This is a genomic window from Pseudomonas zhanjiangensis (assembly GCF_041027545.1).
GTDB classification, from domain to species: domain Bacteria; phylum Pseudomonadota; class Gammaproteobacteria; order Pseudomonadales; family Pseudomonadaceae; genus Aquipseudomonas; species Aquipseudomonas zhanjiangensis.
In genome coordinates, this window is sequence record NZ_JBFTEG010000002.1 from 441,446 (window position 1) to 464,946 (window position 23,501).

The 23,501-nt window shown below is 65.5% G+C and carries 20 protein-coding genes; 8 read left to right on the forward strand and 12 right to left on the reverse strand.

The window, feature by feature from the left end; translation table 11 throughout:
• Positions 1 to 37 precede the first annotated feature (37 nt).
• Entirely contained in the window at positions 38 to 352 is a 315-nt protein-coding gene (locus AB5S05_RS04595) for a panthothenate synthetase (RefSeq protein ID WP_369286284.1), read from the reverse strand.
• Positions 353 to 641: 289 nt separating this feature from the next.
• Here AB5S05_RS04595 and AB5S05_RS04600 point away from each other — a divergent pair, with 289 nt between their 5' ends.
• Positions 642 to 1,313: a TIGR04211 family SH3 domain-containing protein gene (locus tag AB5S05_RS04600; protein ID WP_369286285.1), complete on the forward strand. Its 672-nt coding sequence runs from the start codon at positions 642 to 644 to the stop codon at positions 1,311 to 1,313.
• 199 nt (positions 1,314 to 1,512) lie between these two features.
• Here the strand turns inward: AB5S05_RS04600 and AB5S05_RS04605 are convergent, their stop codons facing one another.
• From AB5S05_RS04605 to AB5S05_RS04620, 4 genes are all read right to left on the reverse strand, one after another.
• On the reverse strand, positions 1,513 to 4,620 hold the full coding sequence (locus AB5S05_RS04605) for an error-prone DNA polymerase (RefSeq protein WP_369286286.1): 3,108 nt from the start codon (positions 4,618 to 4,620) through the stop codon (positions 1,513 to 1,515).
• Positions 4,596 to 6,011, reverse strand: coding sequence for a Y-family DNA polymerase (locus tag AB5S05_RS04610; RefSeq protein ID WP_369286287.1), 1,416 nt, complete (start codon positions 6,009 to 6,011; stop codon positions 4,596 to 4,598). Before AB5S05_RS04610 ends, AB5S05_RS04605 begins: the two co-directional genes overlap by 25 nt.
• Before the next feature lie 5 nt (positions 6,012 to 6,016).
• The gene (imuA, locus tag AB5S05_RS04615; RefSeq protein ID WP_369286288.1) at positions 6,017 to 6,634 is read right to left on the reverse strand and encodes a translesion DNA synthesis-associated protein ImuA; all 618 of its coding nucleotides are present in this window, start codon (positions 6,632 to 6,634) and stop codon (positions 6,017 to 6,019) included.
• A 140-nt stretch (positions 6,635 to 6,774) separates the two neighbouring features.
• Positions 6,775 to 7,725 (reverse strand): class I SAM-dependent methyltransferase, encoded by a 951-nt coding sequence (locus tag AB5S05_RS04620; protein WP_369286289.1) that lies wholly within the window; start codon positions 7,723 to 7,725, stop codon positions 6,775 to 6,777.
• A gap of 136 nt (positions 7,726 to 7,861) precedes the next feature.
• Here AB5S05_RS04620 and AB5S05_RS04625 point away from each other — a divergent pair, with 136 nt between their 5' ends.
• The 4 genes from AB5S05_RS04625 (at position 7,862) to AB5S05_RS04640 (ending at position 13,389) form a co-directional block, all read left to right on the forward strand.
• Positions 7,862 to 8,077, forward strand: a complete 216-nt coding sequence (locus AB5S05_RS04625; RefSeq protein ID WP_369286290.1) for a hypothetical protein — start codon at positions 7,862 to 7,864, stop codon at positions 8,075 to 8,077.
• 77 nt (positions 8,078 to 8,154) lie between these two features.
• A complete protein-coding gene (locus AB5S05_RS04630) occupies positions 8,155 to 10,518 on the forward strand; it encodes a DNA polymerase II (RefSeq protein ID WP_369286291.1) in 2,364 nt (787 codons plus the stop codon).
• A 100-nt stretch (positions 10,519 to 10,618) separates the two neighbouring features.
• The gene (locus AB5S05_RS04635) at positions 10,619 to 12,625 is read left to right on the forward strand and encodes a peptidase U32 family protein (RefSeq protein WP_369286292.1); all 2,007 of its coding nucleotides are present in this window, start codon (positions 10,619 to 10,621) and stop codon (positions 12,623 to 12,625) included.
• A 266-nt stretch (positions 12,626 to 12,891) separates the two neighbouring features.
• Complete coding sequence (locus AB5S05_RS04640) at positions 12,892 to 13,389, forward strand: hypothetical protein (protein WP_369286293.1); 498 nt, start codon at positions 12,892 to 12,894, stop codon at positions 13,387 to 13,389.
• Positions 13,390 to 13,611: 222 nt separating this feature from the next.
• Here AB5S05_RS04640 and AB5S05_RS04645 read toward each other — a convergent pair whose 3' ends face one another.
• From AB5S05_RS04645 to AB5S05_RS04655, 3 genes are all read right to left on the reverse strand, one after another.
• Complete coding sequence (locus tag AB5S05_RS04645) at positions 13,612 to 14,508, reverse strand: hypothetical protein (protein WP_369286294.1); 897 nt, start codon at positions 14,506 to 14,508, stop codon at positions 13,612 to 13,614.
• Positions 14,509 to 15,081: 573 nt separating this feature from the next.
• Positions 15,082 to 16,326, reverse strand: a complete 1,245-nt coding sequence (locus tag AB5S05_RS04650) for an AAA family ATPase (protein ID WP_369286295.1) — start codon at positions 16,324 to 16,326, stop codon at positions 15,082 to 15,084.
• An 11-nt stretch (positions 16,327 to 16,337) separates the two neighbouring features.
• Complete coding sequence (locus AB5S05_RS04655; RefSeq protein ID WP_369286296.1) at positions 16,338 to 16,952, reverse strand: hypothetical protein; 615 nt, start codon at positions 16,950 to 16,952, stop codon at positions 16,338 to 16,340.
• A gap of 693 nt (positions 16,953 to 17,645) precedes the next feature.
• Here AB5S05_RS04655 and AB5S05_RS04660 point away from each other — a divergent pair.
• Positions 17,646 to 18,038 (forward strand): GFA family protein, encoded by a 393-nt coding sequence (locus AB5S05_RS04660; RefSeq protein WP_369286297.1) that lies wholly within the window; start codon positions 17,646 to 17,648, stop codon positions 18,036 to 18,038.
• A 129-nt stretch (positions 18,039 to 18,167) separates the two neighbouring features.
• Here AB5S05_RS04660 and AB5S05_RS04665 read toward each other — a convergent pair whose 3' ends face one another.
• Both AB5S05_RS04665 and AB5S05_RS04670 read right to left on the reverse strand, forming a co-directional pair.
• The gene (locus AB5S05_RS04665) at positions 18,168 to 19,208 is read right to left on the reverse strand and encodes a sterol desaturase family protein (RefSeq protein WP_369286298.1); all 1,041 of its coding nucleotides are present in this window, start codon (positions 19,206 to 19,208) and stop codon (positions 18,168 to 18,170) included.
• A gap of 161 nt (positions 19,209 to 19,369) precedes the next feature.
• Entirely contained in the window at positions 19,370 to 19,771 is a 402-nt protein-coding gene (locus AB5S05_RS04670) for a hypothetical protein (protein ID WP_369286299.1), read from the reverse strand.
• 201 nt (positions 19,772 to 19,972) lie between these two features.
• Here AB5S05_RS04670 and AB5S05_RS04675 point away from each other — a divergent pair, with 201 nt between their 5' ends.
• Positions 19,973 to 20,287 (forward strand): thermonuclease family protein, encoded by a 315-nt coding sequence (locus tag AB5S05_RS04675; RefSeq protein WP_369286300.1) that lies wholly within the window; start codon positions 19,973 to 19,975, stop codon positions 20,285 to 20,287.
• A 62-nt stretch (positions 20,288 to 20,349) separates the two neighbouring features.
• Complete coding sequence (locus tag AB5S05_RS04680) at positions 20,350 to 21,279, forward strand: malate dehydrogenase (RefSeq protein ID WP_369286302.1); 930 nt, start codon at positions 20,350 to 20,352, stop codon at positions 21,277 to 21,279.
• A gap of 277 nt (positions 21,280 to 21,556) precedes the next feature.
• Here AB5S05_RS04680 and AB5S05_RS04685 read toward each other — a convergent pair whose 3' ends face one another.
• Together AB5S05_RS04685 and AB5S05_RS04690 are read right to left on the reverse strand one after the other, a co-directional pair.
• Positions 21,557 to 22,309 carry a DUF47 domain-containing protein gene (locus AB5S05_RS04685; protein ID WP_369286303.1) on the reverse strand — a complete coding sequence of 251 codons (753 nt, stop codon included), beginning with the start codon at positions 22,307 to 22,309 and terminating at the stop codon, positions 21,557 to 21,559.
• A 19-nt stretch (positions 22,310 to 22,328) separates the two neighbouring features.
• Entirely contained in the window at positions 22,329 to 23,369 is a 1,041-nt protein-coding gene (locus tag AB5S05_RS04690; protein WP_369286304.1) for an inorganic phosphate transporter, read from the reverse strand.
• Positions 23,370 to 23,501 lie beyond the last annotated feature (132 nt).

The window sequence follows — 23,501 nt, forward strand, 5'->3', positions numbered from 1 at the left end:
CGGCGCGGCCGGAGGACGGCGTCCCCGGCCGCTCGGTTCAGACGATCTGCCCCCATTGCTTACCGAGGGCCTCCAGGTTGGCCGCCTGCAGGTCCTGGGCGCTCATGGCGATGCGGAACCTGCAAGTGGCCTGGAACACCAGGAAGAACGGCTCGGCCAGTTTCGGCACTGCGGATGCCTGCCCGACTTCGACGAGCAGGATGGCGCCGCGCGCGCCATCCTGCTCGGTAAAGTAGGCCTGCTCGGGTTTGATGGCCTCGAGTACCTGCTCGATCTTCGGCCCGATGGTGCCGTCTCGCACGAAGGTGTTGAAGGGTTCCAGAGGGAACTCGACCGTCAGCAGCATTTTCATGATAGGTCCCTCAAGCTAGGGATTGGTGGAAGTTTCCCCCTCAAGAATCAGCATAGATGCTGGCCAGCAACGGGCGCGGCCGAATGCCGCGGGCCGAGCAACAGCCACACCGGAGTGAACCCCGCGCGCCAGCCACTGTCTGTCACCTGACGGGCATTAGCGCTGGCGCATGCGGTCATGGACCGGCCCCAGGACGGGCAAGGCCCCCCAGCGGCGCCACCAGGCTATAGGCCCACTCACCGATCAGTCGCCATTGGAGCGTCATCCCTTCTTTCTATGTGAAGTCCCCATGCCTCTATCTCGTCAAATCGCCACGCCCCTCTCCCGTCTCTTCCGCCCCCAGCCCTTGGTCGCCGGCTTGCTCGGTGGCCTGCTCGTCCTCTGCAGCTCCGTCCAGGCCCAGCAGAGCACCAGCAGCGAACGCTGGGTCAGCGACACCCTGAGCACCTACGTGCGCAGTGGCCCGACCGATGGCTACCGCATCGTCGGCACCCTCAAGTCCGGGCAGAAGGTCGAACTGCTCAAGACCCAGGGCAACTACAGCCAGGTGCGCAGCGAGTCCGGCGACAGCGTGTGGATTCCCAGCAGCGACCTGCAGGAGATGCCCGGCCAGGGCGAGCGCCTGCCGCAACTGGAGCAGCAGGTCGCCGAACTCGACGAGCGGCTCAAGACCATCGATGACAACTGGAAGACCCGCGTCCAGGGCATGCAGGAAACCCTCGACTCGCGCAAGGCGCTGATCGAAGAGCTGCAGGCCCAGCGCCAGGCGCTCAACGCCGAGCTGAGCGCCACCCAGTCCGAATTGCGCACCACCCAGGCGCGCCTGGGCGACGAGAACAACCAGCTGTTGATGCGCTACCTGGTGTACGGCGCCGGCATCGCCGGCGCCGGCCTGCTCCTCGGCCTGATCCTGCCGGCCCTGACCAGCCGGCGGCGCAAGCGCGACGACCGCTGGTTCTGAAGCACGAGGTAGCCAGGTGGGCCGCAGCGGTGAAAGGCTCCGCGGTTTGCCACGGGGTGGCCTTCCGGCCTACGCGGGCTCGATGGCTAGCTAGGGTGGACAACGCTTGCTTGTCCACCCGCTTTTGCGAGCGAGCGCAACGGATCGCCAGCTGCCGCAACCAGGGTCTGGCTGCCAACTCCGCAAGTGACCGTCCCACTCAGCGAAAATCCCGGCTGCGCACGTCCAGCCCGGCCAGCAGCGAACTGAGGTCGCCCAGGCGCCCGGCGATGACGTGGCGCACGCCGTCCTGCGCTTCCAGGTGACCCTCGACCAGCAACAGCCGGGACTCGACCAGTACCCGCCGCTGGCGCTCGGCCAGGTCGCGCCAGACCACCAGATTGATCATGCCGTGCTCGTCCTCCAGGGTGACGAAGGTCACCCCGCTGGCGGTGCCCGGGCGCTGGCGGCCGACCACCAGGCCGGCGACCCTGACCAGGCGGCCGTGCTCGACGCCCGTCAGCTCGCGTGAGCTGCGGCAGCGCCGACCGGTCAGCTGCTCGCGCAACAGCGCCAGCGGATGCGGACCGAGGGTGGTGCCGAGGCTGGCGTAATCGGCCTGCAGGTCCGCGCCGACGCTCGGCAAGGGCAGCGCCACCTGGCCCTCGTCCGCGCTCGGCAGGTCAGCGAACAGCGGTGCCGGCGCCTCGACCCCGGCCACCGCCCAGCGCGCCTGGTGGCGATGGCCGCTGAGCGCCTGCAGGGCTCCGGCGTCGGCCAGCAGCGCGCGGGCGCGCCCGTCCAGGCCGGCGCGCCGGCATAGGTCGGCGACGTCGCTGAAGGCCCGCTCGTGCCGAGCCGCCTCGATGCGCCGGCCATCGTCCTCGCGCAGGCCGCGGACCAGGCGCAGGCCCAGGCGGATGGCCGGCTGCGCCGCTCCGGTCGGCTCCAGGCTGCAGTCCCAGTCGCTGCTGCAGACGTCCACCGGGCGAATCTCGATGCCGTGGCGGCGGGCGTCCTGCAGCAGCTGGTCGGGGCTGTAGAAGCCCATCGGCCAGCTGTTGATCAGGGCGCAGGCGAAGGCCGCCGGCTCGTGGCACTTCAGCCAGCAGCTGGCGTAGGTCAGCAGGGCGAAGCTGGCGGCGTGGGACTCGGGAAAGCCGTAGCTGCCGAAGCCCTTGATCTGCTCGAAGATGCGCGCGGCAAACTCGGCCGTGTAGCCGCGCGCGAGCATGCCGCGGGTCAGCCGCTCGCGGTGCGGCTCCAGGCCGCCGTGGCGCTTCCAGGCGGCCATGGCGCGGCGCAGCTGGTCGGCCTCGCCCGGGCTGTAGCCGGCGGCGACTATGGCCAGCTCCATCACCTGCTCCTGGAACAGCGGCACGCCCAGGGTACGCTGGAACACCCTTTCCAGCTCCGGGCTGGGGTAGTCCACCGGCTCCTCGCCGTTGCGCCGGCGCAGGTAGGGATGGACCATGTCGCCCTGGATCGGCCCGGGGCGGACGATGGCCACCTCGATCACCAGGTCGTAGAAGCACTGCGGGCGCAGGCGCGGCAGCATGGCCATCTGTGCCCGCGACTCGATCTGGAACACGCCGATGGTGTCGGCGCGGCTGATCATGGCGTAGGTCGCCGGGTCCTCGGCGGGAATGCTGGCCAGGCTGAGGTCGCGGCCGCGATGGCGGCGCAGCAGCTCGAAGGTGCGGCGCAGGGCGCTGAGCATGCCCAGGGCGAGGATATCGACCTTGAGCAGGCCGAGCGCGTCGAGGTCGTCCTTGTCCCACTGGATCACGGTGCGCCCGGGCATGGCCGCGTTCTCCACCGGCACCAGGCTGTCCAGCGGCTGCTCGGAGATGACGAAGCCGCCGGGGTGCTGCGACAGGTGGCGGGGAAAACCGATCAGCTCGCCGGTCAGCACCAGCACCCGGCGCAGCAGCGGACTGTCCGGGTCGAAGCCGGCCTCGCGCAGGCGCTCCAGCGGCGGCGCCTGATCGCTCCAGTGGCCGCAGCAGGCGGCCAGTGCATTGACCTGGTCCGGCGGCAGGCCGAGGGCCTTGGCCACGTCGCGCACCGCGCCGGCGCCGTGGTAACAGCTAGCCACCGCGGTGAGCGCCGCGCGGTGGCGGCCGTAGCGCTGGAACACGTACTGCAACACCTCCTCGCGCCGCTCGTGCTCGAAGTCGACGTCGATGTCCGGCGGCTCGTTGCGTTCGCGGGAGATGAAGCGCTCGAACAGCATGTTCATCCGCGCCGGGTCCAGCTCGGTGATGCCGAGGACGAAGCACACCGCCGAGTTGGCCGCCGAGCCGCGGCCCTGGCAGAGGATGCCCTGGCTACGGGCGAAGCGGACGATGTCGTGCACGGTGAGAAAATAGCTCTCGTAGCCCAGCTCGGCGATCAGCTCAAGCTCCTTGTCCACCAGCTCGCGCGCCCTGGCCGGCGCCCCGTCCGGCCAGCGCCAGCGCATGCCCTGCTCGCTCAGCTGGCGCAACCAGGTACTCGGCGTCTGCCCGGCCGGCACCAGCTCGTGCGGGTACTGGTAGCGCAACTGGCCGAGCTCGAAGCGGCAGCGCGCGGCGATGCGCAGGGTCTCGGCCAGCAGCGCCGGCGGATAGAGTTCGGCCAGCACCGCGCGAGGGCGCAGGTGGCGCTCGCCGTTGGGATACAAGCGCTGGCCGGCCTCGGCCAGGGTGCAATGCTGGCCGATGGCGCGCAGGCAGTCCTGCAGGGCGCGGCGACCACGGGCGTGCATGTGCACATCGCCGGCCGCCACCGCCGGAATGTCCAGCTCGGCGGCCAGCGCCAGCAATTGCGCCAGGCGCCCGGCATCGTCCGGGCCGCGGTGCAGCTCCACCGCCAGCCACAGACGCCCGGGGAAACGCTCGGCGAGCCAGCGCCCCTGTGCCGGGTCGGGCTCGGCCGGGGGAACCCACAGGGCCAGCAGGCCGTCGCAAGGCTCAAGAAAGTCCTCCGCCAGCAGGCGGTAGTCGCCCTTCCTCGCCCGCCGCCGGGCCTGGCTGATCAGCCGGCACAGGCGCTGGTAGCCGGCGAGGTTCTCCGCCAGCAGGACCAGCTTGGGCCCGCCCTCGATGCGCAGCTCGCTGCCGACGATCAGCCGCAGCTGGCACTCCCTGGCCGCCTGCCAGGCCCGCACGATACCGGCCAGGCTGCACTCGTCGGTGATCGCCAGGGCCGCGTAGCCGTGCCGGCTGGCCCGTTCGAACAGCTCGCGGGCGCTGGAGGCGCCGCGCTGGAAGCTGAAGTTGGACAGGCAGTGCAGCTCGGCATAGCCGCTCCCGGCGCCGCTCATGCGAACCAGCCATGCAGCCACCAGGGGCCACTGGCGCCGACCGGCCGGTAGGCCCAGCCACGCTGGCCGGCGGGCGTCTCGATCAGGTAATAGTCGCGGCGCAGGTCGGCGCCGTCCCACCAGCCGGACTCGATGCGCTCGGGGCCGGCGAGCAGGCGTGGCGTCCCCTCCCCCAGCGCCAGCGGCTGGCGCAGCAGCCAGCCGGGGCGCGGCGGGCTCGCCGCTGGCGGTGCCAGGCGCGCGGCCTCGCCCGCCTGCCAGGCCCGCTCCGGGCGGTGGTCGGCCAGCGCCTGCAGGCCGTGCACCGCCTCGTCACCCAGGCGTGCACGCAGGCGCTCGCGCAGCTGCTCCCAGGGCAGCGCCTGCTGCGGGCGCTCGTCGAACAACGGGCGGTGCTCGGGGACGAAGCGCGGCAGCTGCTCGGCGCTCAGACGCAGGCCGCGCACCGGAGCACCCAGTTGCTGTTGCTCCAGGCGCCCGCGGGCCAGTTCGAACAGCATGGCCGCCTCGCGCTCGGCGCTGAGCAGGCCGACCTGCACCTGGCTGGCGGCGCCCTCGGCATGCTCCAGGTGCAGGCAGAAGCGCTGCACGCCGCAGTCACGCCCGGCGAGGAAGGCCGCCAGGTCGGCGGTCAGCCGGCGCAGCGGAAACAGCAGCGGCGGATGCGACTCCACCTCGTAGTTCAGCTCGATGCGTTGCTCGAAGCGCTCCGGCGGTGCATAGAAGTCCAGCGCCAGGGCGCGGCGGCCGAGCAGGCCATCCAGGTGCCCCAGCACTTCGGCCGGAAAACGCCGCGCCAGGCTGTCACGCGGCAGCGCCAGGACCTGGCCCAGTCGGCGCAGGCCCATGCGCGCCAGGGCGCTGGCCTGCTCGCGGGGCAGGCCGGCGCGCTCGACCGGCAGGCGGCCGAGGGCCTCCTCCAGCTCAGGCTGGGTCGCCAGCGCCAGGCCGTCGTGGGCATTGGCCAGCATCCGCGCCGCCAGCGGGTTGGGCGCGGCGACGATGCGGTGGCGAAACCCCAGGGCGCCCAGTTCCTCGCGCAGGCGCGCCTCGAAGCGGGGCCAGGGACCGAACAGGCCGAGGCTGGACTCGACCTCCAGCAGCAGCGTGCGCGGGTAGTGCAGGCTGACCTGGGCGCTGAAACGATAGGCCCAGGCGGCGAGGAAGCGCTGGCAGCGCTCGATCTGCGCCGGCTCGTACTCGACCATGGCGAAGTCGCGGCTCAGGGCCTGGGCCGCGCTCAGCGACTGGCCAGGGCGCAGTCCGAGGGCGCGGGCGGCGCCGTTGACCGCGCGCAGCACCCGGCGCTGTGGGCTGCCATCGACCAGCACCAGTGGCGCGTCGGGGTCGGCGCGACCGCGCAGCACCGCATCCAGCGCCAGCTGCGGCAGCAGTACGCAGGCCCAGCGCATCGTCTTCAGCCCAATGCGGCCAGCGGCAGCGGCGCCGCCGGCGCCAGGCCGCCGCGGCACTTGAGCACGCGCAGCTGCGCCGGGCGGGCCTCGACGGCCAGGCGCAGCGCCGCCGGCGACGGATTCAACGCGGCCGCCAGCGGCCGGTAGGCGAAGGCCAGGGTCTGACCGGTTTCGGCGGCGACCTGCAGGCGGCGCAGGGCGCGGTCGTCGGCCTGGGGCAGCCAGCACAGCACCGCGCCGCAGCTGCCCGAGCGCAGGCACTGCTCGGCGGCCCACAGCGCCTCGCGGCCGCTCGCCTGGATCAGCGCCAGGGCGCGCAGGTCGACCCCGGCCGCCTGCCAGGCCGGCGCATAGGGCACATGGGGCGGCGCCACCAGGACGATGCGCTCGCCGCTGGCGCTCAGGCGGGCCAGGGTCGGCCAGAGCAGGCGCAACTCGCCGCAGCCCTCGGCGGCACAGAGGATCTCGCTGAGCGCCGACTCCGGCCAGCCGCCGGTCGGCAGCAGCGCGTCCAGCGCGGCATGGCCGGTCGGCTGGACACTCGCCGGCACTGCGGCCTGGCGGCCCTTCCAGACGCGCCGCTGGTCCAGCAGCGCCTCCAGGGCGATCACCGCACCCATCGACCGAGGCCCCGTGCGCAGGCTGGAAAAACATGACGGCCCATGGCGGCCACCCCTCAATTAAACTGTATACATATACAGTAAATCAGGACGGCTTTTCCGACAATGGCGAGGGCGGGAGGTCGGACCGGCGGAGTACCTCAGGCGCCTTCCGGATGCCGCGCGAAGACCAGCGCCTTGAGGCCGCTGTCCGGGTCGATGTCGGGGAACTCCGGCGGGTTATCCAGGCGCTCGACGAACTGCAGCGCCGGCGCCTCGCGGGCCATGCCCTCGATCAGGAAGTCCGGGCCGATCGCCGGGTCGTTGACGCAGGCCAGCACCGTGCCCTGCTCGCTCAGCAGGTCCGGCAGGCGGCGGAGGATCTTCTGGTAGTCCTTGGTCAGGGCGAAGCTGCCCTTCTGGAACGACGGCGGGTCGATGATGATCAGGTCATAGGGCGCGCCACGGTTCACCGCGCCCCAGGACTTGAACAGGTCGTGGCCGAGGAAGCTGACCCGGCTCAGGTCATGGCCGTTGAGCCGGTGGTTGTCGCGGCCGCGATTGAGCGCCGCCTTGGCCATGTCCAGGTTGACCACCTGCTCGGCGCCGCCGGCGATGGCCGCCACGGAAAACCCGCAGGTATAGGCGAACAGGTTGAGCACCCGTTTGCCTCGCGCGTGTTCCTGCACCCAGCGGCGGCCATGGCGCATGTCGAGGAACAGGCCGGTGTTCTGCTTGCGTCCCAGGTCGAGCTTGAAGCGCAGACCGTTTTCCGTCACCAGGCACTCCTCCAGCGGCTCGCCGAGCAGGAATTCGCTGGCGCTGTCCAACCGGTAGCGGTGCTGCAACAGCAGGTGCTGCGCCCCGCTCTGCCGCCAGGCCGGCGACTCGGCCAGCGCCAGCAGCATCCGCTTGAGGGCGGCCAGTTCTGCGGCGTCCGGCTCGCGGAACAGCGCGACCAGGACCACGCCCTGCAGCCAGTCGACGGTGATCTGCTCGAGCCCCGGCCAGCAGCGGCCGCGACCGTGGAACAGGCGGCGGACTTCATCGGGAGCGCCGCTCAGGGCGGTGGTCAGCTGGTGTTGCAGGGTGGCGATGGCGTCTGGGTGCATGGCTCGGTTTCGGCAAGGCGTTGCCGCGCATTTTAACCGCAGAGGCAGACTCCCATCCCGCCCCTGCCGCGCACTGACATAAAAAGGCAACGAAGCCGCCCTAGAGTGCCCACTCGAATTCGACAGGAGTGCTCAGATGAGCCGGGCCACAAGGACTATCTGCAAGACCCTGGACCAGGTGGCGGCCAACAACGAGGCCGCGGCGGTGGCAGTGATGCGCGCCGCCGAGCGCATCGGCGACGAGTTGCTCAGGCAGCAGCTGTTCAATGTGATCCAGCGCATGAACCAGGATGCCGTGCAATTGCGCGGCGCCCGCGAGGAGATCGCCGAGCAGGGCTTGCGCCGCGCCTGAGTGATGCCGGGCAATCGCCCCCAAGCAGACGATTGCCCAGTAGAATCCCCCCTCAATCAGGTTCTCGAGGTGGGGCAGTGGATCTACAGCAGGGCTTTGTCCTGAGCCGGCATTGGCGCGACACGCCGGCCGGCACCCAGGTCGAATTCTGGCTGGCGACCGACCGGGGCCCGCGCCGGGTGCGCCTGCCGCCACAGCCGTCGGTGGCCTTCATCCCCGCCGAGCAGCGCTCCCGGGCCGAACCCCTGCTGCGTGGCCAGGCCGACGTCGAGCTGCGCCCGCTGGAGCTGCGCGACTTCCGCCAGCGCCCGGTGCTGGGCCTGTACTGCCAGCAGCACCGCCACCTGATCGAGCTGGACAAGCGCCTGCGCCAGGCCGGCGTGGATGTCTACGAGGCCGATATCCGCCCGCCGGAGCGCTACCTGATGGAGCGCTTTATCACCGCCCCCGTGGTTTTCCAGGGCACGCCGGACGAAGACGGCCAGCTGCTCTGCGACGCCCAGCTCAAGCCCGCGCCGGACTATCGTCCGAGCCTGAAGCTGGTGTCCCTCGACATCGAGACAAGCGAGCACGGCGAGCTCTATTCGATCGCCCTGGAGGGCTGCGGCCAGCGCCAGGTGTATATGCTCGGCCCAGCCAACGGTGCAGAGGCCGAGCTGGACTTTCGCCTCGAGTACTGCGCCAGCCGCGCCGAGTTGCTGCAGCGACTCAACCAGTGGCTGGCCGAGCATGACCCGGACGCCATCATCGGCTGGAACCTGGTGCAGTTCGACCTGCGCGTGCTGCAGGCCCACGCCGAGCAGCTCAAGGTGCCGCTGCTGCTCGGCCGCGGTGGCGAGGCCATGGGCTGGCGCAAGCATGGCAGCGGCAAACACTACTTCGCCTCGGCCGCCGGCCGGCTGCTCATCGACGGCATCGAGGCGCTGCGCTCGGCGACCTGGAGCTTCCCCTCGTTCAGCCTGGAGAACGTCGCTCAGACCCTGCTCGGCGAGGGCAAGGCGATCGACACGCCCTACCAGCGCATGGACGAGATCAACCGCCGGTTCGCCGAGGACAAGCCGGCCCTGGCGCGCTACAACCTCAAGGACTGCGAGCTGGTCACGCGCATCTTCGCCAGGACCGAGATCCTCAGCTTCCTGCTCGAGCGCGCCAGCGTCACCGGCCTGCCGGCCGACCGCAGCGGCGGCTCGGTGGCGGCCTTCACCCACCTGTACCTGCCGGCGATGCATCGCCAGGGCTTCGTCGCCCCCAATCTCGGCGAACGCATGCCCCAGGCCAGCCCCGGCGGCTTCGTCATGGACTCGCGGCCCGGGCTGTACGAGTCGGTGCTGGTGCTCGACTACAAGAGCCTGTATCCCTCGATCATCCGCACCTTCCTGATCGACCCGGTGGGGCTGATCGAAGGCCTGCGCCTGCCCGACGACGCCCATTCGGTGGAGGGTTTCCGCGGCGGCCGCTTCTCGCGCAGCACGCATTGCCTGCCGGCCATCGTCGAACGGGTCTGGCAGGGTCGCGAGGCGGCCAAGCGCGAGGGCAACCAGCCGCTGTCGCAGGCGCTGAAGATCATCATGAACGCCTTCTACGGCGTGCTCGGCTCCAGCGGCTGCCGCTTCTTCGACACCCGCCTGGCCTCCTCGATCACCCTGCGCGGGCACCAGATCATGCGCCAGACCCGCGAGCTGATCGAGGCGGCGGGCTACGCGGTGATCTACGGCGACACCGACTCGACCTTCGTCTGGCTCAAGGGCGCCCACGCCGAGGCGGACGCCGCGCGCATCGGCCGCGCCCTGGTGGAGAAGGTCAACCTGTGGTGGGGCCAGCACCTGCGCACCGAGTTCGACCTGGACAGCGCCCTCGAGCTGCAATACGAGACCCATTACAGCCGCTTTCTGATGCCGACCATCCGCGGCGCCGAGGAAGGCAGCAAGAAGCGCTACGCCGGCCTGGTGACGCGAGCCGACGGCAGCCGCGAGATGGTCTACAAGGGCCTGGAGACGGTGCGCAGCGACTGGTCGCCGCTGGCCCAGCGCTTCCAGCAGGAGCTCTACCGGCTGATCTTCGACCGCGAGCCGCACCGCGACTATGTGCGCGACTACGTGCGCCGCACCCTGGCCGGCGAACTCGACGAGCTGCTGGTCTACCGCAAGCGCCTGCGCCGGCCGCTGCACGACTACCAGCGCAACGTGCCGCCGCATGTGCGCGCCGCGCGCCAGGCCGACGACTACAACGACCGCCAGGGCCGGCCGCGGCAGTACCAGAACGGCGGCTGGATCAGCTACCTGATGACCACCGCCGGGCCGGAGCCGTTGGAGACCCAAGGCTCGGCGATCGACTACGAGCACTACCTGAGCCGCCAGCTGCAGCCGGTGGCCGATGCCATCCTGCCGTTCGTCGGTGACGACTTCGCCAGCCTGGTCGACCGCCAGCTCGGCCTGTTCTGAGCCGGATGCAAGGCCGCGCGCGGTTTTCCGCCATCCGGTGGCCGACCCGACGCGCTTTCACGCTAAAATGCCGGTCCTTTTCCGCGCCCGAAGCACCGCCATGTCCCTACCCAAGCACCACCTGGAACTCCTGAGCCCTGCGCGTGATGCCGCCATCGCCAAGGAGGCCATCCTGCATGGCGCCGATGCCGTCTACATCGGCGGGCCCAGCTTCGGTGCGCGGCACAACGCCAGCAACAGCGTGGCGGACATCGCCGAGCTGGTGCGCTTCGCCCACCTGTTCCACGCCCGGGTGTTCGTCACCATCAACACCATCCTCCACGACAACGAGGTGGAGCCGGCCCGCCAGCTGATCCAGCAGCTCCATGACGCGGGCGTCGATGCGCTGATCGTCCAGGACATGGGCATCCTCGAGCTGGACATCCCGCCGATCGAGCTGCACGCGAGCACCCAGTGCGACATCCGCACCCTGGACAAGGCCAGGTTCCTGTCCCAGGCCGGCTTCTCCCAGCTGGTGCTGGCCCGCGAGCTGAATCTGGAGCAAATCCGCACGATCAGCCAGAGCGTCGACTCGGCCATCGAGTTCTTCATCCATGGCGCCCTGTGCGTGGCCTTCTCCGGGCAGTGCAACATCTCCCATGCGCAGACCGGGCGCAGCGCCAACCGCGGCGACTGCTCGCAGGCCTGCCGTCTGCCCTACACCCTCAAGGACGACCAGGGCCGCGTGGTGGCCTACGACAAGCACCTGCTGTCGATGAAGGACAACAACCAGACCGCCAACCTGATCCACCTGGTCGATGCTGGCGTGCGCTCGTTCAAGATCGAGGGCCGCTACAAGGACATGAGCTACGTGAAGAACATCACCGCTCACTACCGCCGCGAACTGGACGCCATCCTCGAACAGCGCCCGCAGCTGGCACGTGCCTCCAGCGGCCTGACCGAACACTTCTTCAGCCCCGATCCGGACAAGACCTTCCACCGCGGCAGCACCGACTATTTCGTCAGCGATCGCAAGATCGACATCGGCGCCTTCGATTCGCCGACCTTCACCGGGCTCTCAGTAGGGCATATCGAGAAAGTGGCCAAGCGCGACCTGATCGCCGTGACCGACACCCCGCTGTCCAACGGCGATGGCCTCAACGTGCTGATCAAGCGCGAGGTGGTGGGCTTTCGCGCCAACGTCGCCGAATTGAAGGAGGCGTTCGAGGAAGACGGCGCCAAGCGCTACCGCTACCGCGTCGAGCCCAATGAAATGCCGGCGGCGCTGGCGCGCCTGCGGCCCATGCATCCGCTCAACCGCAACCTCGACCACAACTGGCAGCAGGCCCTGCTCAAGACCTCGGCCGAACGCCGCGTGGCGGTGAGCTGGCAGGCCCGCCTCGACGAACAGCAACTCGCGCTGAGCGTCACCAGCGCCGACGGCTGCAGCGCCTCGGTCGCCCTGCCCGGCCCCTTCGGCCCGGCAAAGGACGCCGAACAGGCACTCGGCCAGCTGCGCGACACCCTGAGCAAGCTGGGCACCACCATCTACTACGCCACGGACGTGCAAATCGACGCACCTCAGGCCCTGTTCGTGCCCAACTCGCAACTCAAGGCCCTGCGCCGCGAGGCGATCGAGGCGTTGAGCGCCGCGCGCCTCGCCGCCCACCCGCGCGGCGGACGCAAGGCGGTGAGCGTGCCGCCGCCGGTCTACCCCGAGTCGCACCTGACCTTCCTCGCCAACGTCTACAACGCCAAGGCCCGCGCCTTCTACCAGCGCTACGGCGTGCAGCTGATCGACGCGGCCTACGAGGCCCACGAGGAAGCCGGCGAGGTGCCGGTGATGATCACCAAGCACTGCCTGCGCTTCTCCTTTAACCTGTGCCCCAAGCAGGCCAAGGGCGTCACCGGCGTACGCACCAAGGTCGCCGACATGCAGCTGATCCACCAGGACGAGGTGCTGACCCTGAAGTTCGACTGCAAGCCCTGCGAGATGCACATCATCGGCAAGATGAAGGGCCACATCCTCAACCTGCCGCAACCGGGCAGCGCCGCCGCCACGGTCGGCTACATCAGCCCGGACGACCTGGTGAAGACCATCAAGCGCAAGCCGAGCGGCCAGCACTGATCGCCTGATTCTCGCGGGGACAGCGGGAAACGCACGGGCCATGCCGGTTGGCGCCGGCGGAGCTGGATCAATCGCAAGAGCGGGTGGACAGGTAAAGGTTGTCCACCCTACCTAGCTCATGCGTTCGCGGCGGGTGGATGGCCACCCCGTGGAAAGCTGCAGCGCGTTTTCCACTCCTGGTCACCCAGGCTATCTCGCCGAATATAATGTCCGTCCGCTTATCCCTGGCCATGCAGATGGCTGCACCGCACAAGGAACTCGCCTCCATGGCCTCCCCAGATAAACAGCAAAAACGCGCCCAGCGGGCCAAAGCCAAGGCCAAGCAGAACCGTTCGGGCAAGCCCAAGGCCAATGTCGTACACCCGGTGCTGGCCAATCCGCTGATCGACGAGCCGTTCGACGATGTGGAAATCGACCTGAGCACCTTCGACTTCAAAGACATCGAAGAGAACGGTTTCGACCCGGCGGACTTCGACGACCTGTTCCAGGCGATGAAGGTCGGCGAAGACATCAGCCTGCTGGCAATGTGCGTGGTGTTCCTGCAATACCCGGTGTTGGAGCTGGTGGTCGCCGAGGAAGCGGAAGACGCGGCGATCGACTTCATGATGGGCCTGCTGATCACCTACCGGGGGATCTACCACGGTGAAGACGAAGACACGGCAGTGGAATGGATCGGCGGCGACGCCTTCCAGAATGCCTACAACGAAGCCTCGATAATCCTGCAGAAGAAGAACGCGCGCGGCACCCCAGGCGCCCGCGCTTAAAAGCGGAAAAGAGACAGGCCAGGATTCAGGAAATGGCGATCCGTCCCCCCGATTGTGATTGGTCTCGAGTCCTTAATAGTCTCGAAAAATGGCGACAGCAGCTGTCACAGAGAGTCCGCTTTCGGCCGACTCTGTGGTCTGTCCCGAAGTTGGTGGACAGGCCAGCGCATCCCTCGCCTAGGAGGAGACGTAGTTTCTAGAGCGTCAATGTGTGTCCCGGGTTTAATGTGAGGTAGCGAAAATCTGAAACCAGTCTTCCGCCCAGGTCAGTTGGCCTTGCAGGAAGGTCGATTTGTCTTGGGATTTTGAAATTTGAGCAGGGTTCCATGGGTTGTTGCGCCAAGCCTTCTGACTTTCACCAGCCGGCGATTTGGGGAAGGAGTAGTACAGGGTCGTAAGTGATGAGTTCCCGTCGGCTTCGTGAAAACCCATGCCTATCGCGAAGCTAGGAACGGGGAGCCCAAGATTTGTAAGGCGGCTAGCGGCCAGTTTGTAGATAGGTTGTTGCCACGGGCTACCCACATAACTGGCCCAATAACAGGATTGCTGAGCCGTTGGGCTATCGTAACGAACCTTATGGGCATAGTCGGCGGATTGCTTGCAGGCAGGGTATTGGCCAAAGCCTCCGTGATCTCGTGCCGTTTGCAAACGAATCATTAGTAAGTTCGTCAGTGTGTCGTGATTTCGTTGCGACAGGATCAGAAAATGATCCTCTCCGCGTGCCGAGGGCTGCTTCACATAACCCAATGTCTCCCAGGGGCCGTCGGGGAGCAGAACGACTTTATTCTCCAGCTCGACATAGTTCCTGAAGGTTCGGTCGCTATAGCGGTCCACGGGTGTGGTTACGCTCGTATTCTGAGTGAAAGGCCCACCCCCTCCGACGGTGAATCTGTCGGACTCACGAGCACCTTGGAAACTGATGGGTGCCAAGCTGGTTAAGGCTTTGAGCTTGTTGATAACGCCCAAATATTCGGAGGAGTCCTGTGTGAGCGCGAAGAAGAAGCTGTCTGCGTGGCGCAAGCAGTTCTGGCACGGCGAGGGGTACTGGCTGTACAACTCGATGGGGATGGATTGCGCCACGCCTTCGATGTCCGGGCCGTAATAGCCAGAAAGAATCACTTTGCGTAAGTCGACTCCGGGGCGACTGACTATCTTCCAGCGAACTGGGTCCCGGGACATCAAAGTTATGACTAGGGGAGCGCCGGTGCGATTTAGATAAACCGTGACTGTCCTGAATGGATCTCTGTGAGCGTTATACTCTTGTATGCATGTCATTCTCCCTTGTTCGCTCGCAACCCTAAGGCATTGCTCCCATGAATTCTTGTCGGCTTTGTCTTTGAATTGCGCGCCCCCGTACACCCCTATCACGTGAAGTTCCGTGTCGGCGGGTAAAGCGCTACTGAAGAGGGACAGCGGGGTGTCGAAAGTAGGATCCAGCGGCGGGAAAAATGTGGGGGAGCCCATTTGGCTCGACGCTGTCTGAGTCGCTTGACTCGGGGCCCCCGGTTGACCTGGTTGAGCGCCCTGACTCGGTTGAACGGATTGAGGCGTGTATTGTGCTGGGCTTGTGCCTGCGCCCGGTTGACGCCAGGGGGCTGCAATCGCCAACAGGACTGTCAACAGTAGTGTGAGTACCAAGGTCCAGCGCCAAGCCGGCGAGTCGTTCCATAAGCGGCCAGAACCAGGCATCTATCACTTACCGCTGATTTTGGGCGAAGCCACTCGCGCGGAAATTCGCTGTTCATCATCGACGTAGAGAGCAATGATCGAGTGCCCGGCTTTTTTCGCCTCTATTAGTGAGTCGGCCAATTGCTCCTCGATAGCTCTGATCAGATCTCTGGATGAACCAAGCTTTCTCAATTTCTGAAAACGCGCCATCAGCTTCAAAATGATCTCGGGATCTATCCCGCCCTCGGCAATGCGAAGGCCGTAGCCATGAATCATGGCTTCAATTTCCAAAGCGGTTACCCGGGCTATATCGAGCCCTTTAAATGGCTGGAAAACGAATATTCGATCGATCCGATTGAGTACTTCAGGGGCGAAATCCGCTTCGCGGAGCGTATTGACTGCGGCTTCACGCATGGCATCAGGATCTTGCGCATGTTGTGCGGAAAGTTCCTGCAGACGCTGGGTGCCGGCATTGCTGGTCAGAATAAAGATCGCCGAGCAGGTTGATATCTGCGTACTGTCCGAGCGTTCGGTAATGAAGCCATCGTTCCAGGCAGTGAGGAACGCCTTAAGCACATCCGGGTGGGCTTTTTCGATCTCATCCAGTAATACCACGGCATGAGGCGAGTCCTGCAGGCCGGCAGTGAGCTTGCCGTAGGTATCGGAGCCAACATAACCCTTATTCATGCCCAGCAGTTGCGAGAGCGAATGGCTGCCAGCAGCGAACTGGCTCATGTCAAAGTGCAAGAGTGGGCGTTCCAGCTCCTTTGCCAGAACTTTGGCCAAGTAAGTTTTTCCGGTGCCGGGCGGTCCGGCGAACAAAAACACGCCTACAGGTTTTCCTCGTTGAGAGAGTGCCAAGCGTCGGCGTATTTGCGCGGCAATATCATCGCAAACTTCATTCTGACCAATAACTCGCTGCTTCAAGGCGTCCGCCAAGCTCTTGGCATTGATGAAGGTGGCAACGTCAAGATGCGTCATTCCATCTTCGATGGCTTGCTTGTTGGTGAGTCTGTCCAGAATATCCATAAGTGTTCTCGTCTGCAGAAAACGGGGAAGAGCATCGCAAACGTGTAACCAACCAAAGAGTAGGAGCAGCCAGCCAAACAGAGCGGCAGCGGCAATGTACCAGCCCAGGTCTCTAATCGTTGTGAGTGCGGTGGCGATAAGACCTGACTTAGGCCAGTGGTCTTCGGCGAACTGAAACAACATGATGAATACCATCAGCGCAAACAGCAGGGGCATGTAACGAGTGATGGTGCTCAACATTGCGTGTGTTCTCAGAGGCTAGAGCGAACGAGAAGCATTTCTCCGGGCTGCATCACTGGCAGGGAGATTGCGCCAGTACCACTCTTGAGACCGAGGGTGATACCACCACCACCGTCGTGTACACCGACTATCTGGACTGAACCAGTGCCGTCGACAGGGATGGAAATACGCTTAGGGGCATTCAGTAACGAAACTTCAACCTGATAACCGGCCGAGGCTACCCGCACAATATCGCCGTCCTGTGAAGCGAAGTCCCACAGATCAACCCAGACTAAGTCGACTTTTTGAGGATCGCTCTCCTGTGTGGACATGTTGTTTTCCAGGGCGCGGCGTTGTTGCGGGTCGAGTTGCATTTGGTCCAGCGCGGCTTTGGTTTCATGCCTGGCGACGGGTGCCAGCTTTATCGGCGGGGCCGCTGCGAACTGTTTGGTCAACTCGGCTTTGGCGTTTTCGGAAAGACGATCACTGACCGTCGTGCTCCAGAACGCTTTCATGAGCGAGCCGGTGGCGAAAATGATGGCCAAAGAAACTAGAGCTAACGTTGTCTTGGAGTACTTACGACGAGGATTGGGTATTTTCTTGGCGTACTGGGCCTGAGGGAGTGGCTGTGGTTCCAAGTGCTTCATGCAGGAGGCCTTCATTCCATAAAGTTGCAATGCTAGAGCCATTTCTCAGGAGGCGATGCTCAGCGTTCCTAATGTACTCGAAACTAATCTCGCCTCAAAGTGAGCGCTGCGATTTTCTGTAGTCCCTGAAGGAATTACTGTAGTTACGGTTGTGCGCAATGAGCGCTTATCTGCTGCGTTGGCTTTCGGCCACGTGCACTGATCATCCCAGCGGCTGCATAGTTCGGCGCTTGGGAATGAACCGCCCCGATTTTCCTGGGGATCTCGAAGCTTCAAAAGGAGGCAAGCTCAGGCAAGGTTTGTTCAGTCCGCTTTTGGCCGACTTCTGCCGTTCCTGACAGACCGCCGCCGGCCCTTGGCAGTCGTATGGCTTGCTATCGTCGCAACCACCAATGTTGGCCGCGATGAATTCAAGCCGGCGCAACACTTGGGAAAACCTGCTCTACGCCAGCCATCGACGCGACGCCCAAGCGGTGCACAATGGCTCCGCGGCGGTCCAGTGGCTGACGTCTCGCGGACACCCGCGTGATGGATCTCGGCTCCTGCCTACAGGCTTTCGGTTCGCGCCGTCGAGGGTTTTCTTTCTCGACACCGCAGGGCCTGGCGCGGAAAAGTCCGGCGCATCGTTCACCGGAGCCTGACGGGAGAGTTTGGTAAACATTCCGAACATTTGAATGCTAGAGGAGATGCAGCATGGACCGATTCACCGGCGGATGCCTGTGCGGCAGCGTCCGCATTGTGGCGTCGGGACGCCCCTACCGGGTCGGCCTTTGTCATTGCCTCGACTGCCGCAAACATCATGGGGCGCTGTTTCACGCTTCTGCGATATTCCCTGAGGAGGCGGTGACGATTGATGGCGAAACCGGCGACTACGCCGGACGGTTTTTCTGCCCGCGCTGCGGCTCGTCCGTCTTCTCACGCACCGCAGACGAGATCGAAGTGAACCTGGGGTCCCTGGATGCCCCGAACCAACTGAGGCCAACCTACGAGAGCTGGATCGTCCGCCGCGAGTCCTGGTTGCCGCCGTTTCCGCTGGCCAGACGATACGAGCACGATCGTGACGCCTCGAGTCGCTTTGAGGAGTAGCGGGGCGAGGCTGCGAAGGCACCGTGACGGTGCAATTTGAGCGAGATATCGAACCAGATGCTCGGGGACGAGGCCGGCGGGCGCGCCGCCTGGCGCTGGGCCAGGGACTGATGGGCCAGGCCGCACCGGTCAGCCGGGGGGCTGGGAGGTTTCAGAGGCGACAGGCAGTTCGCGCCGCGGACGGCGCGCCGGCAACAGCTTGCGAGCGGTGTCGACGAAAGGCGTGACGATCAGGCTGTAGATGCTCAGGTAGCGCTCGTGGTCCCGCGTGCCGAAGCTGATGGCTTCGGGCGTCGAGCGGGTGACATAGAGCGTGCCGAACAGCCAGTCCCAGAGTGACAGGTTGGTGGCGAAGTTCTTGTTGAAGTGCCGGGGCGCATCGCTGTGGTGGATCTGATGCTGAGCCGGGCTGTTCAGTACGTGCTCGATCACCGGGCCGAACGACAGCCACACATGGCTGTGGCGCAGGTTTGCCGCCAGCGCATTGCAGATGAACACCAGGTAGGTCACGCCGAACAGGGTATAGCGGTCGATCTTGCCGCCACAGGCGTACCAGAAGACACCTATGTAGGCGCCTAGACAGAGGGTGGTGGCCAATTTGCCGACGATCTTCTCCACGAAGTGCACACGGCTGGCCGTCGCCGGCACCAGCACCGGGGCCGAGTGGTGGACCTTGTGGAACGCCCACAGCCAGCGGGAATGAAAGGCCCTGTGGGTCCAGTAATGGGCGAAATCACTGACCAGAAACACCCCCAGCCCGTACAGCAGGGAGAGCGAAAGGGTCTCGCCCACTTGCGGGCGTGCGCCCCATAGCTTGGTGAAAAAGGCGATGTAATCGGCCGAGCGCAGCACATAGGGATCGACCAGACCGACGATAGGCAGCACCAGTGCGACCTTGAGGATGCCGCGCACGAAGTAGTAACGGTAATCGAGCAGCGCCGAACGATGGAACATCACCCGGCTGCCGCCGATGAATTGCCAGAACGAGGACGCATCAGTCAGTCCGCGGTGCTTCCTGAAGCGGAACAGACCATAGGCGACTGCGCAGGAAATGCAGAGAAACAGCAGGCCGAAGCGGCCATTCAGGTCGAAAATGCCGGAAAACTGTGCAATGAGCGGCTCGACCAGCCATCCGCTCAGCTGGTCCTGAAGATACGAGAAAACACCCACGCTGCAGGCCTGCCTCGGTCAAGGGGCGGGCATTGTAAACGTGAATCTCTATCAGTTGTATCAGCAAATCTAGCCCAGCCGCTCGACGGTAGCGCCCAGCCCACCCAGTGGCTCGAATCACCCTGGGAGGTCAGGACTGCCGCCGCGTCCGCCGGACTGTCTCAGATATCCCGGAGCAGGTCATGCGCATCCAGCAGCCGGTAGGCGATCTCCGGATGCTTCTCCAGGCCACGGCGGATCGCCGCCGGAATCGCCTGGCGGGTCTTGCGGCACAGGCCGGGCAGTTCATCGATGTGGATGGCGATGCCGCGCATGCTGCGCACTTCGTTGTGCCCCGGGGCGATGTCCAGGCGGATCCCCAGTTGCTCGTGCATCCGCCGCTGCAGGCGCTCGAGGTCGGCCAGGCTCTCGATGCTTTCCAGCCGCTCGAGCAGGCGCTTCTCCTCGCTGCGGGTCAGTAGCAGGATGCGCGGATCGCCGCCGGGGCCGTCCAGCAGCTGCTCGCGCCCGCAATTGCAGGCACCAGGCGGACAGGGTTGGCGGATCGGGGCTGAAGGCGTCATAGCTGCGATCATAGCCAGCCGCGGCGGCCCTTGCCCATAGGCCAAGGGCGATAGGGTCGCGTCCGCGTTGATGCGCTCGAGCGCTACGGCCCGTTTCAGCCGGCTTGGCGCCGCCACTAGCTGGCGTCATGGGCGCTGAGCGGCCGGCCGATCGCCTAGCTGCTGGGCTTCGACGACGCCAACTGGTTCTCCCGCGCCTCCATGCCTGGACCGGCGCCACGCCCGAGCAGATTCGCGCGGCGACGTTGCATCGATCGATACGACAGGTACGGGCGCACTGTCGGGCATGCCTATGTAGACGGCGTACCTGCCGACCGAGAAACGGTCGTCCGGGGTAGCGCTTGGGCGTATCGCCAATACAACAGCGATCAGTACCTGATTGACGTGGAGCAGCCGACCAAGGCCAACCGGCTCGGCCTATGGGGGTTAGCAGAGGCCGAAGTAATGCCGCCACGGGAATGGCGAAAGGCAGGTAATACAACTACCGGTCACCTGCGGATGGCCTTTCTGCATTAGCGGGCAATACTTTTCTGTATACGCGGGCGTGTTGCTGGTAGCGCGCCGCAGGGAGGTGTGAGGTGAAAAAGCTATCAATTGTGGGTGCCGGTATGGTGGGTGAGGCGGCGGCTCAGATCATCGCCCGGGAAGAGCTCTGTCGTGAGTTGATGTTGATCGATGTGCAGGGTGAACTGGCCCAGGGCAAGGCGCTGGATGTCTGGCAGGCGGCCGTTGAGTCGGGTTCTGATACTAGGGTTTTAGGCGGGTGCAATGCCGAATTGCTGCAGGATTCTGACCTGGTGGTGATTACGGCGGGGGTGCCGCGCAAGCCTGGTCAGTCGCGCCAGGATGTATTGAGCACCAATCTGCCAATTCTCGATGGCATCATGCGGGATATCAATCGTCATGCTCCGGCGGCGACGGTGTTGGTGGTGTCGAACCCGGTCGACGTGCTGACCTATCGGGCTTGGAGTCTCAGTGGCCGGGGACGCGACAGGGTGTTCGGCCAGGCGGGGGTGCTGGATACGGCGCGCATGAAGTGTTTCATTGCCGAGGAGACTGGGTTATCTGCTCGGGATATCACGGCGCTGGTGCTGGGAGGGCATGGCGATAGCATGGTGCCGCTGATGCGATACTGTACGGTCGGTTCGGTGCCGCTGTCTCACTTCCTGTCCAGTGAGCAGATAGAGCGAATTGTGCAGCGCACACGTCAGGGTGGCGGCGAGATTCTGGGTTTGAAGAAGCTGGGCAGCGCCTGCGATGCGCCAGGCGTGGCCATTGCAAAGATGGTGGACGCTATCGCCAATGGGCGAAACCGCATTTTGCCGGCGGTCGCGATTCTCGAAGGCGAGTACGGGCGCACAGGCATTGCCATGGGTGTGCCCTGTGTGCTGGCGGAGGAGGGGCTTGTGCGGGTGATCGAGTTGCCTCTGGATGCGCAGGAACAGGCGATGTTCGACCACTCAGCAGATCAGGTGGTGCGTGATATTGCTGAAATGAATGCGATGTGAGCGAGGGTATCCGGGGTCTTTTGGGCCGCAAGGGGCAGTGGCGCTCGGGGTTATGGTGTGACCTGGTGCCAGGCAGTGGCGCCATGATCTTTCATGGGTCTGATCACAAATAAAAAAGGAAACCCAAAGGGGGCACCCATGAGCAGGGCGACCGAACCCTGGAAAACCCGGACAAAGCTGAGAGCAGGCACGACGTCACGGACCGCCCCGCCGCCCCAGTGACAACACCGTACCTCCCTGAACGATATCGGTCGATATCAAGGACCGCCCCTGGCGATCAGGCGATCTTGGCCACGATGTCATGCAGCACCTCTCCGGCGCGGGCCACGCGGTCGGCCGCGTTGGACATGTGCCGATAGACCTCGCGCCGCTTGAGGATCTCGACCACGAAGCCCACCGCCGAGCCCACAGCCGCCACTTCGCTGCGGGTCAGCTCCTGCATCAGCACCTCCAGCGAATCCGCGGTCTGGCGCTGCTCCGCGGTCAGGGTGGCCACGTAGTGCTGCGCGTCGAACAGCTCAGAGAGCGCCGCGCGGTAGGTGTGCTCGGCGACGCGCTCCATCTTGCGCGCCGCTTCCGCATCGGCCTCTGCCAGCAGGGGCTTCTTCGCCAACCGGGCGTAACCACTCTGCAACGACAACACGCCTTCATGCAGCAGCTCGGCCATGGCCCGCGTGTGCTCGTCCGGGCTCAGGCTCAGGCCACGCATTTCGCGCACCGTGGTCCTAGCGTAGTTGATGATCTCGTCGATGGCGGCAATGGAGCGATAGATGTCCTCGCGATCGAACGGGGTGATGAAGGTCTGGTGCAGCAGATTCATGTTGGCGACCCGCAGCCCGTCGCCCTGGCGCTCCAGTTCGATCACCCGGTCGGCGTGTACATCTTCGCCCGTGCGCATGTAGGCCAGCAACTGCGCCATACCCTCGACCACCAGGTCGCACTGCTGGTTGAGCAGCCCGTGGAAGTCCGGCGTGGGCGGCGCCAGGCCCTGCCACCAGCGGCGCCATAGGGGAACAGGTGGCTCTTTCATGAATGATGCGCTCCAGTGCTCAGTGCAGGTGGGTGAAGGTGAGCAGCAACCAGGTCAGTAGGGCACCCAGCAGCGCGGCACCCGGCAGGGTGACCACCCAGGTCAAGGCGATCTCCCTGGCTTTCATCCAGTGTACGGCGCGGGGGCGCTCGGAGGCCCCCAGCCCCATGATCGATGAGCTCACCACGTGGGTGGTCGACACCGGCCCGCCGACCAGCGAGGCGCCGAAGATCACCGCGGACGACGCCAGTTGCGCATCCAGCCCATGCAGGGGACGCAGCTTGTAGATGCCGTAACCCACGGTGCCGACGATGCGCCAGCCGCCCAGCAGGGTGCCCAGGGTGATGCTGGTGGCGCTGGCCAGGATGACCCACAGCGGCACGCTGAAGGTCGGCAAGAGACCGCCAAGCACCAACACCAGGGTAATGATCCCCATGCCTTTCTGTGCATCGTTAGTGCCGTGAGAGAACGCCAGCAATGCAGCCGTCCACCACTGTCCATGCCGCAGCTTGCGGTTGATCGAGGGATGCGCCGCCCGCAACAACCCTTTCATCAGCCGATGCAGGACGAAGCCGATGGAGAAACCGGCCAGGGGGGACAGCAGCAGGGACAGCAACACCTTGGTCACGCCGGTGAGTTCACCGTCCACCAGCTGCGTCAGCCCCCACACCACGTCGTCCGGTCCGCTGCTGACCAGCACGGCGCCGACCAGCCCGCCGACCAACGCATGGGATGAGGACGAAGGCATGGCCAGCCGCCAGGTCAGCAGATTCCAGGCCACCGCGGCGACGATGCCGCACAGCACCAATGCCATGCCGAGTTGCTCGGGCACGCTCTCCAGGCTGACGAAACCGCCAATGGTATCGGCCACCGCGGTACCGGCCAGCAGCGGGCCGAGGAAGGTGAACACGCCCACCAGCAGCAACGCCTGCACCGGCGTCATGGCCTGCGAGGCGACCAGAGTGGCAATCATGTTGGAGGCGTCGTGAAAACCGTTGGTGAGGTCGAACACCAGCACCATGGCGACCGTCACGATGAGCAACACCCAGGTGATCTGCATGCCTGTTTCCCGCGGCCGTGGCGGCAAAACATGGCATATCCCCGGCGGCGCTGTCCATCGATCCGAGCGAGACGCCCAGCGGCCGGCTGACTGCCCGCCCCGACGCCACAGGCACTTCGCCAGCAACTCCCC

Excerpts from the sequence above, each read along its gene's own strand:
- AB5S05_RS04640 (WP_369286293.1), top strand. The coding sequence starts at position 12,892 with ATGGCCTCCCCAGATAAACAGCAAAAACGCGCCCAGCGGGCCAAAGCC.
- AB5S05_RS04655 (WP_369286296.1), bottom strand. The coding sequence starts at position 16,952 with ATGAAGCACTTGGAACCACAGCCACTCCCTCAGGCCCAGTACGCCAAG.
- AB5S05_RS04635 (WP_369286292.1), top strand. The coding sequence starts at position 10,619 with ATGTCCCTACCCAAGCACCACCTGGAACTCCTGAGCCCTGCGCGTGAT.
- AB5S05_RS04660 (WP_369286297.1), top strand. The coding sequence starts at position 17,646 with ATGGACCGATTCACCGGCGGATGCCTGTGCGGCAGCGTCCGCATTGTG.
- imuA (WP_369286288.1), bottom strand. The coding sequence starts at position 6,634 with ATGGGTGCGGTGATCGCCCTGGAGGCGCTGCTGGACCAGCGGCGCGTC.
- AB5S05_RS04625 (WP_369286290.1), top strand. The coding sequence starts at position 7,862 with ATGAGCCGGGCCACAAGGACTATCTGCAAGACCCTGGACCAGGTGGCG.
- AB5S05_RS04610 (WP_369286287.1), bottom strand. The coding sequence starts at position 6,011 with ATGCGCTGGGCCTGCGTACTGCTGCCGCAGCTGGCGCTGGATGCGGTG.
- AB5S05_RS04675 (WP_369286300.1), top strand. The coding sequence starts at position 19,973 with ATGCCTGGACCGGCGCCACGCCCGAGCAGATTCGCGCGGCGACGTTGC.
- AB5S05_RS04650 (WP_369286295.1), bottom strand. The coding sequence starts at position 16,326 with ATGTTGAGCACCATCACTCGTTACATGCCCCTGCTGTTTGCGCTGATG.
- AB5S05_RS04620 (WP_369286289.1), bottom strand. The coding sequence starts at position 7,725 with ATGCACCCAGACGCCATCGCCACCCTGCAACACCAGCTGACCACCGCC.
- AB5S05_RS04685 (WP_369286303.1), bottom strand. The coding sequence starts at position 22,309 with ATGAAAGAGCCACCTGTTCCCCTATGGCGCCGCTGGTGGCAGGGCCTG.
- AB5S05_RS04600 (WP_369286285.1), top strand. The coding sequence starts at position 642 with ATGCCTCTATCTCGTCAAATCGCCACGCCCCTCTCCCGTCTCTTCCGC.
- AB5S05_RS04690 (WP_369286304.1), bottom strand. The coding sequence starts at position 23,369 with ATGCAGATCACCTGGGTGTTGCTCATCGTGACGGTCGCCATGGTGCTG.
- AB5S05_RS04595 (WP_369286284.1), bottom strand. The coding sequence starts at position 352 with ATGAAAATGCTGCTGACGGTCGAGTTCCCTCTGGAACCCTTCAACACC.
- AB5S05_RS04670 (WP_369286299.1), bottom strand. The coding sequence starts at position 19,771 with ATGACGCCTTCAGCCCCGATCCGCCAACCCTGTCCGCCTGGTGCCTGC.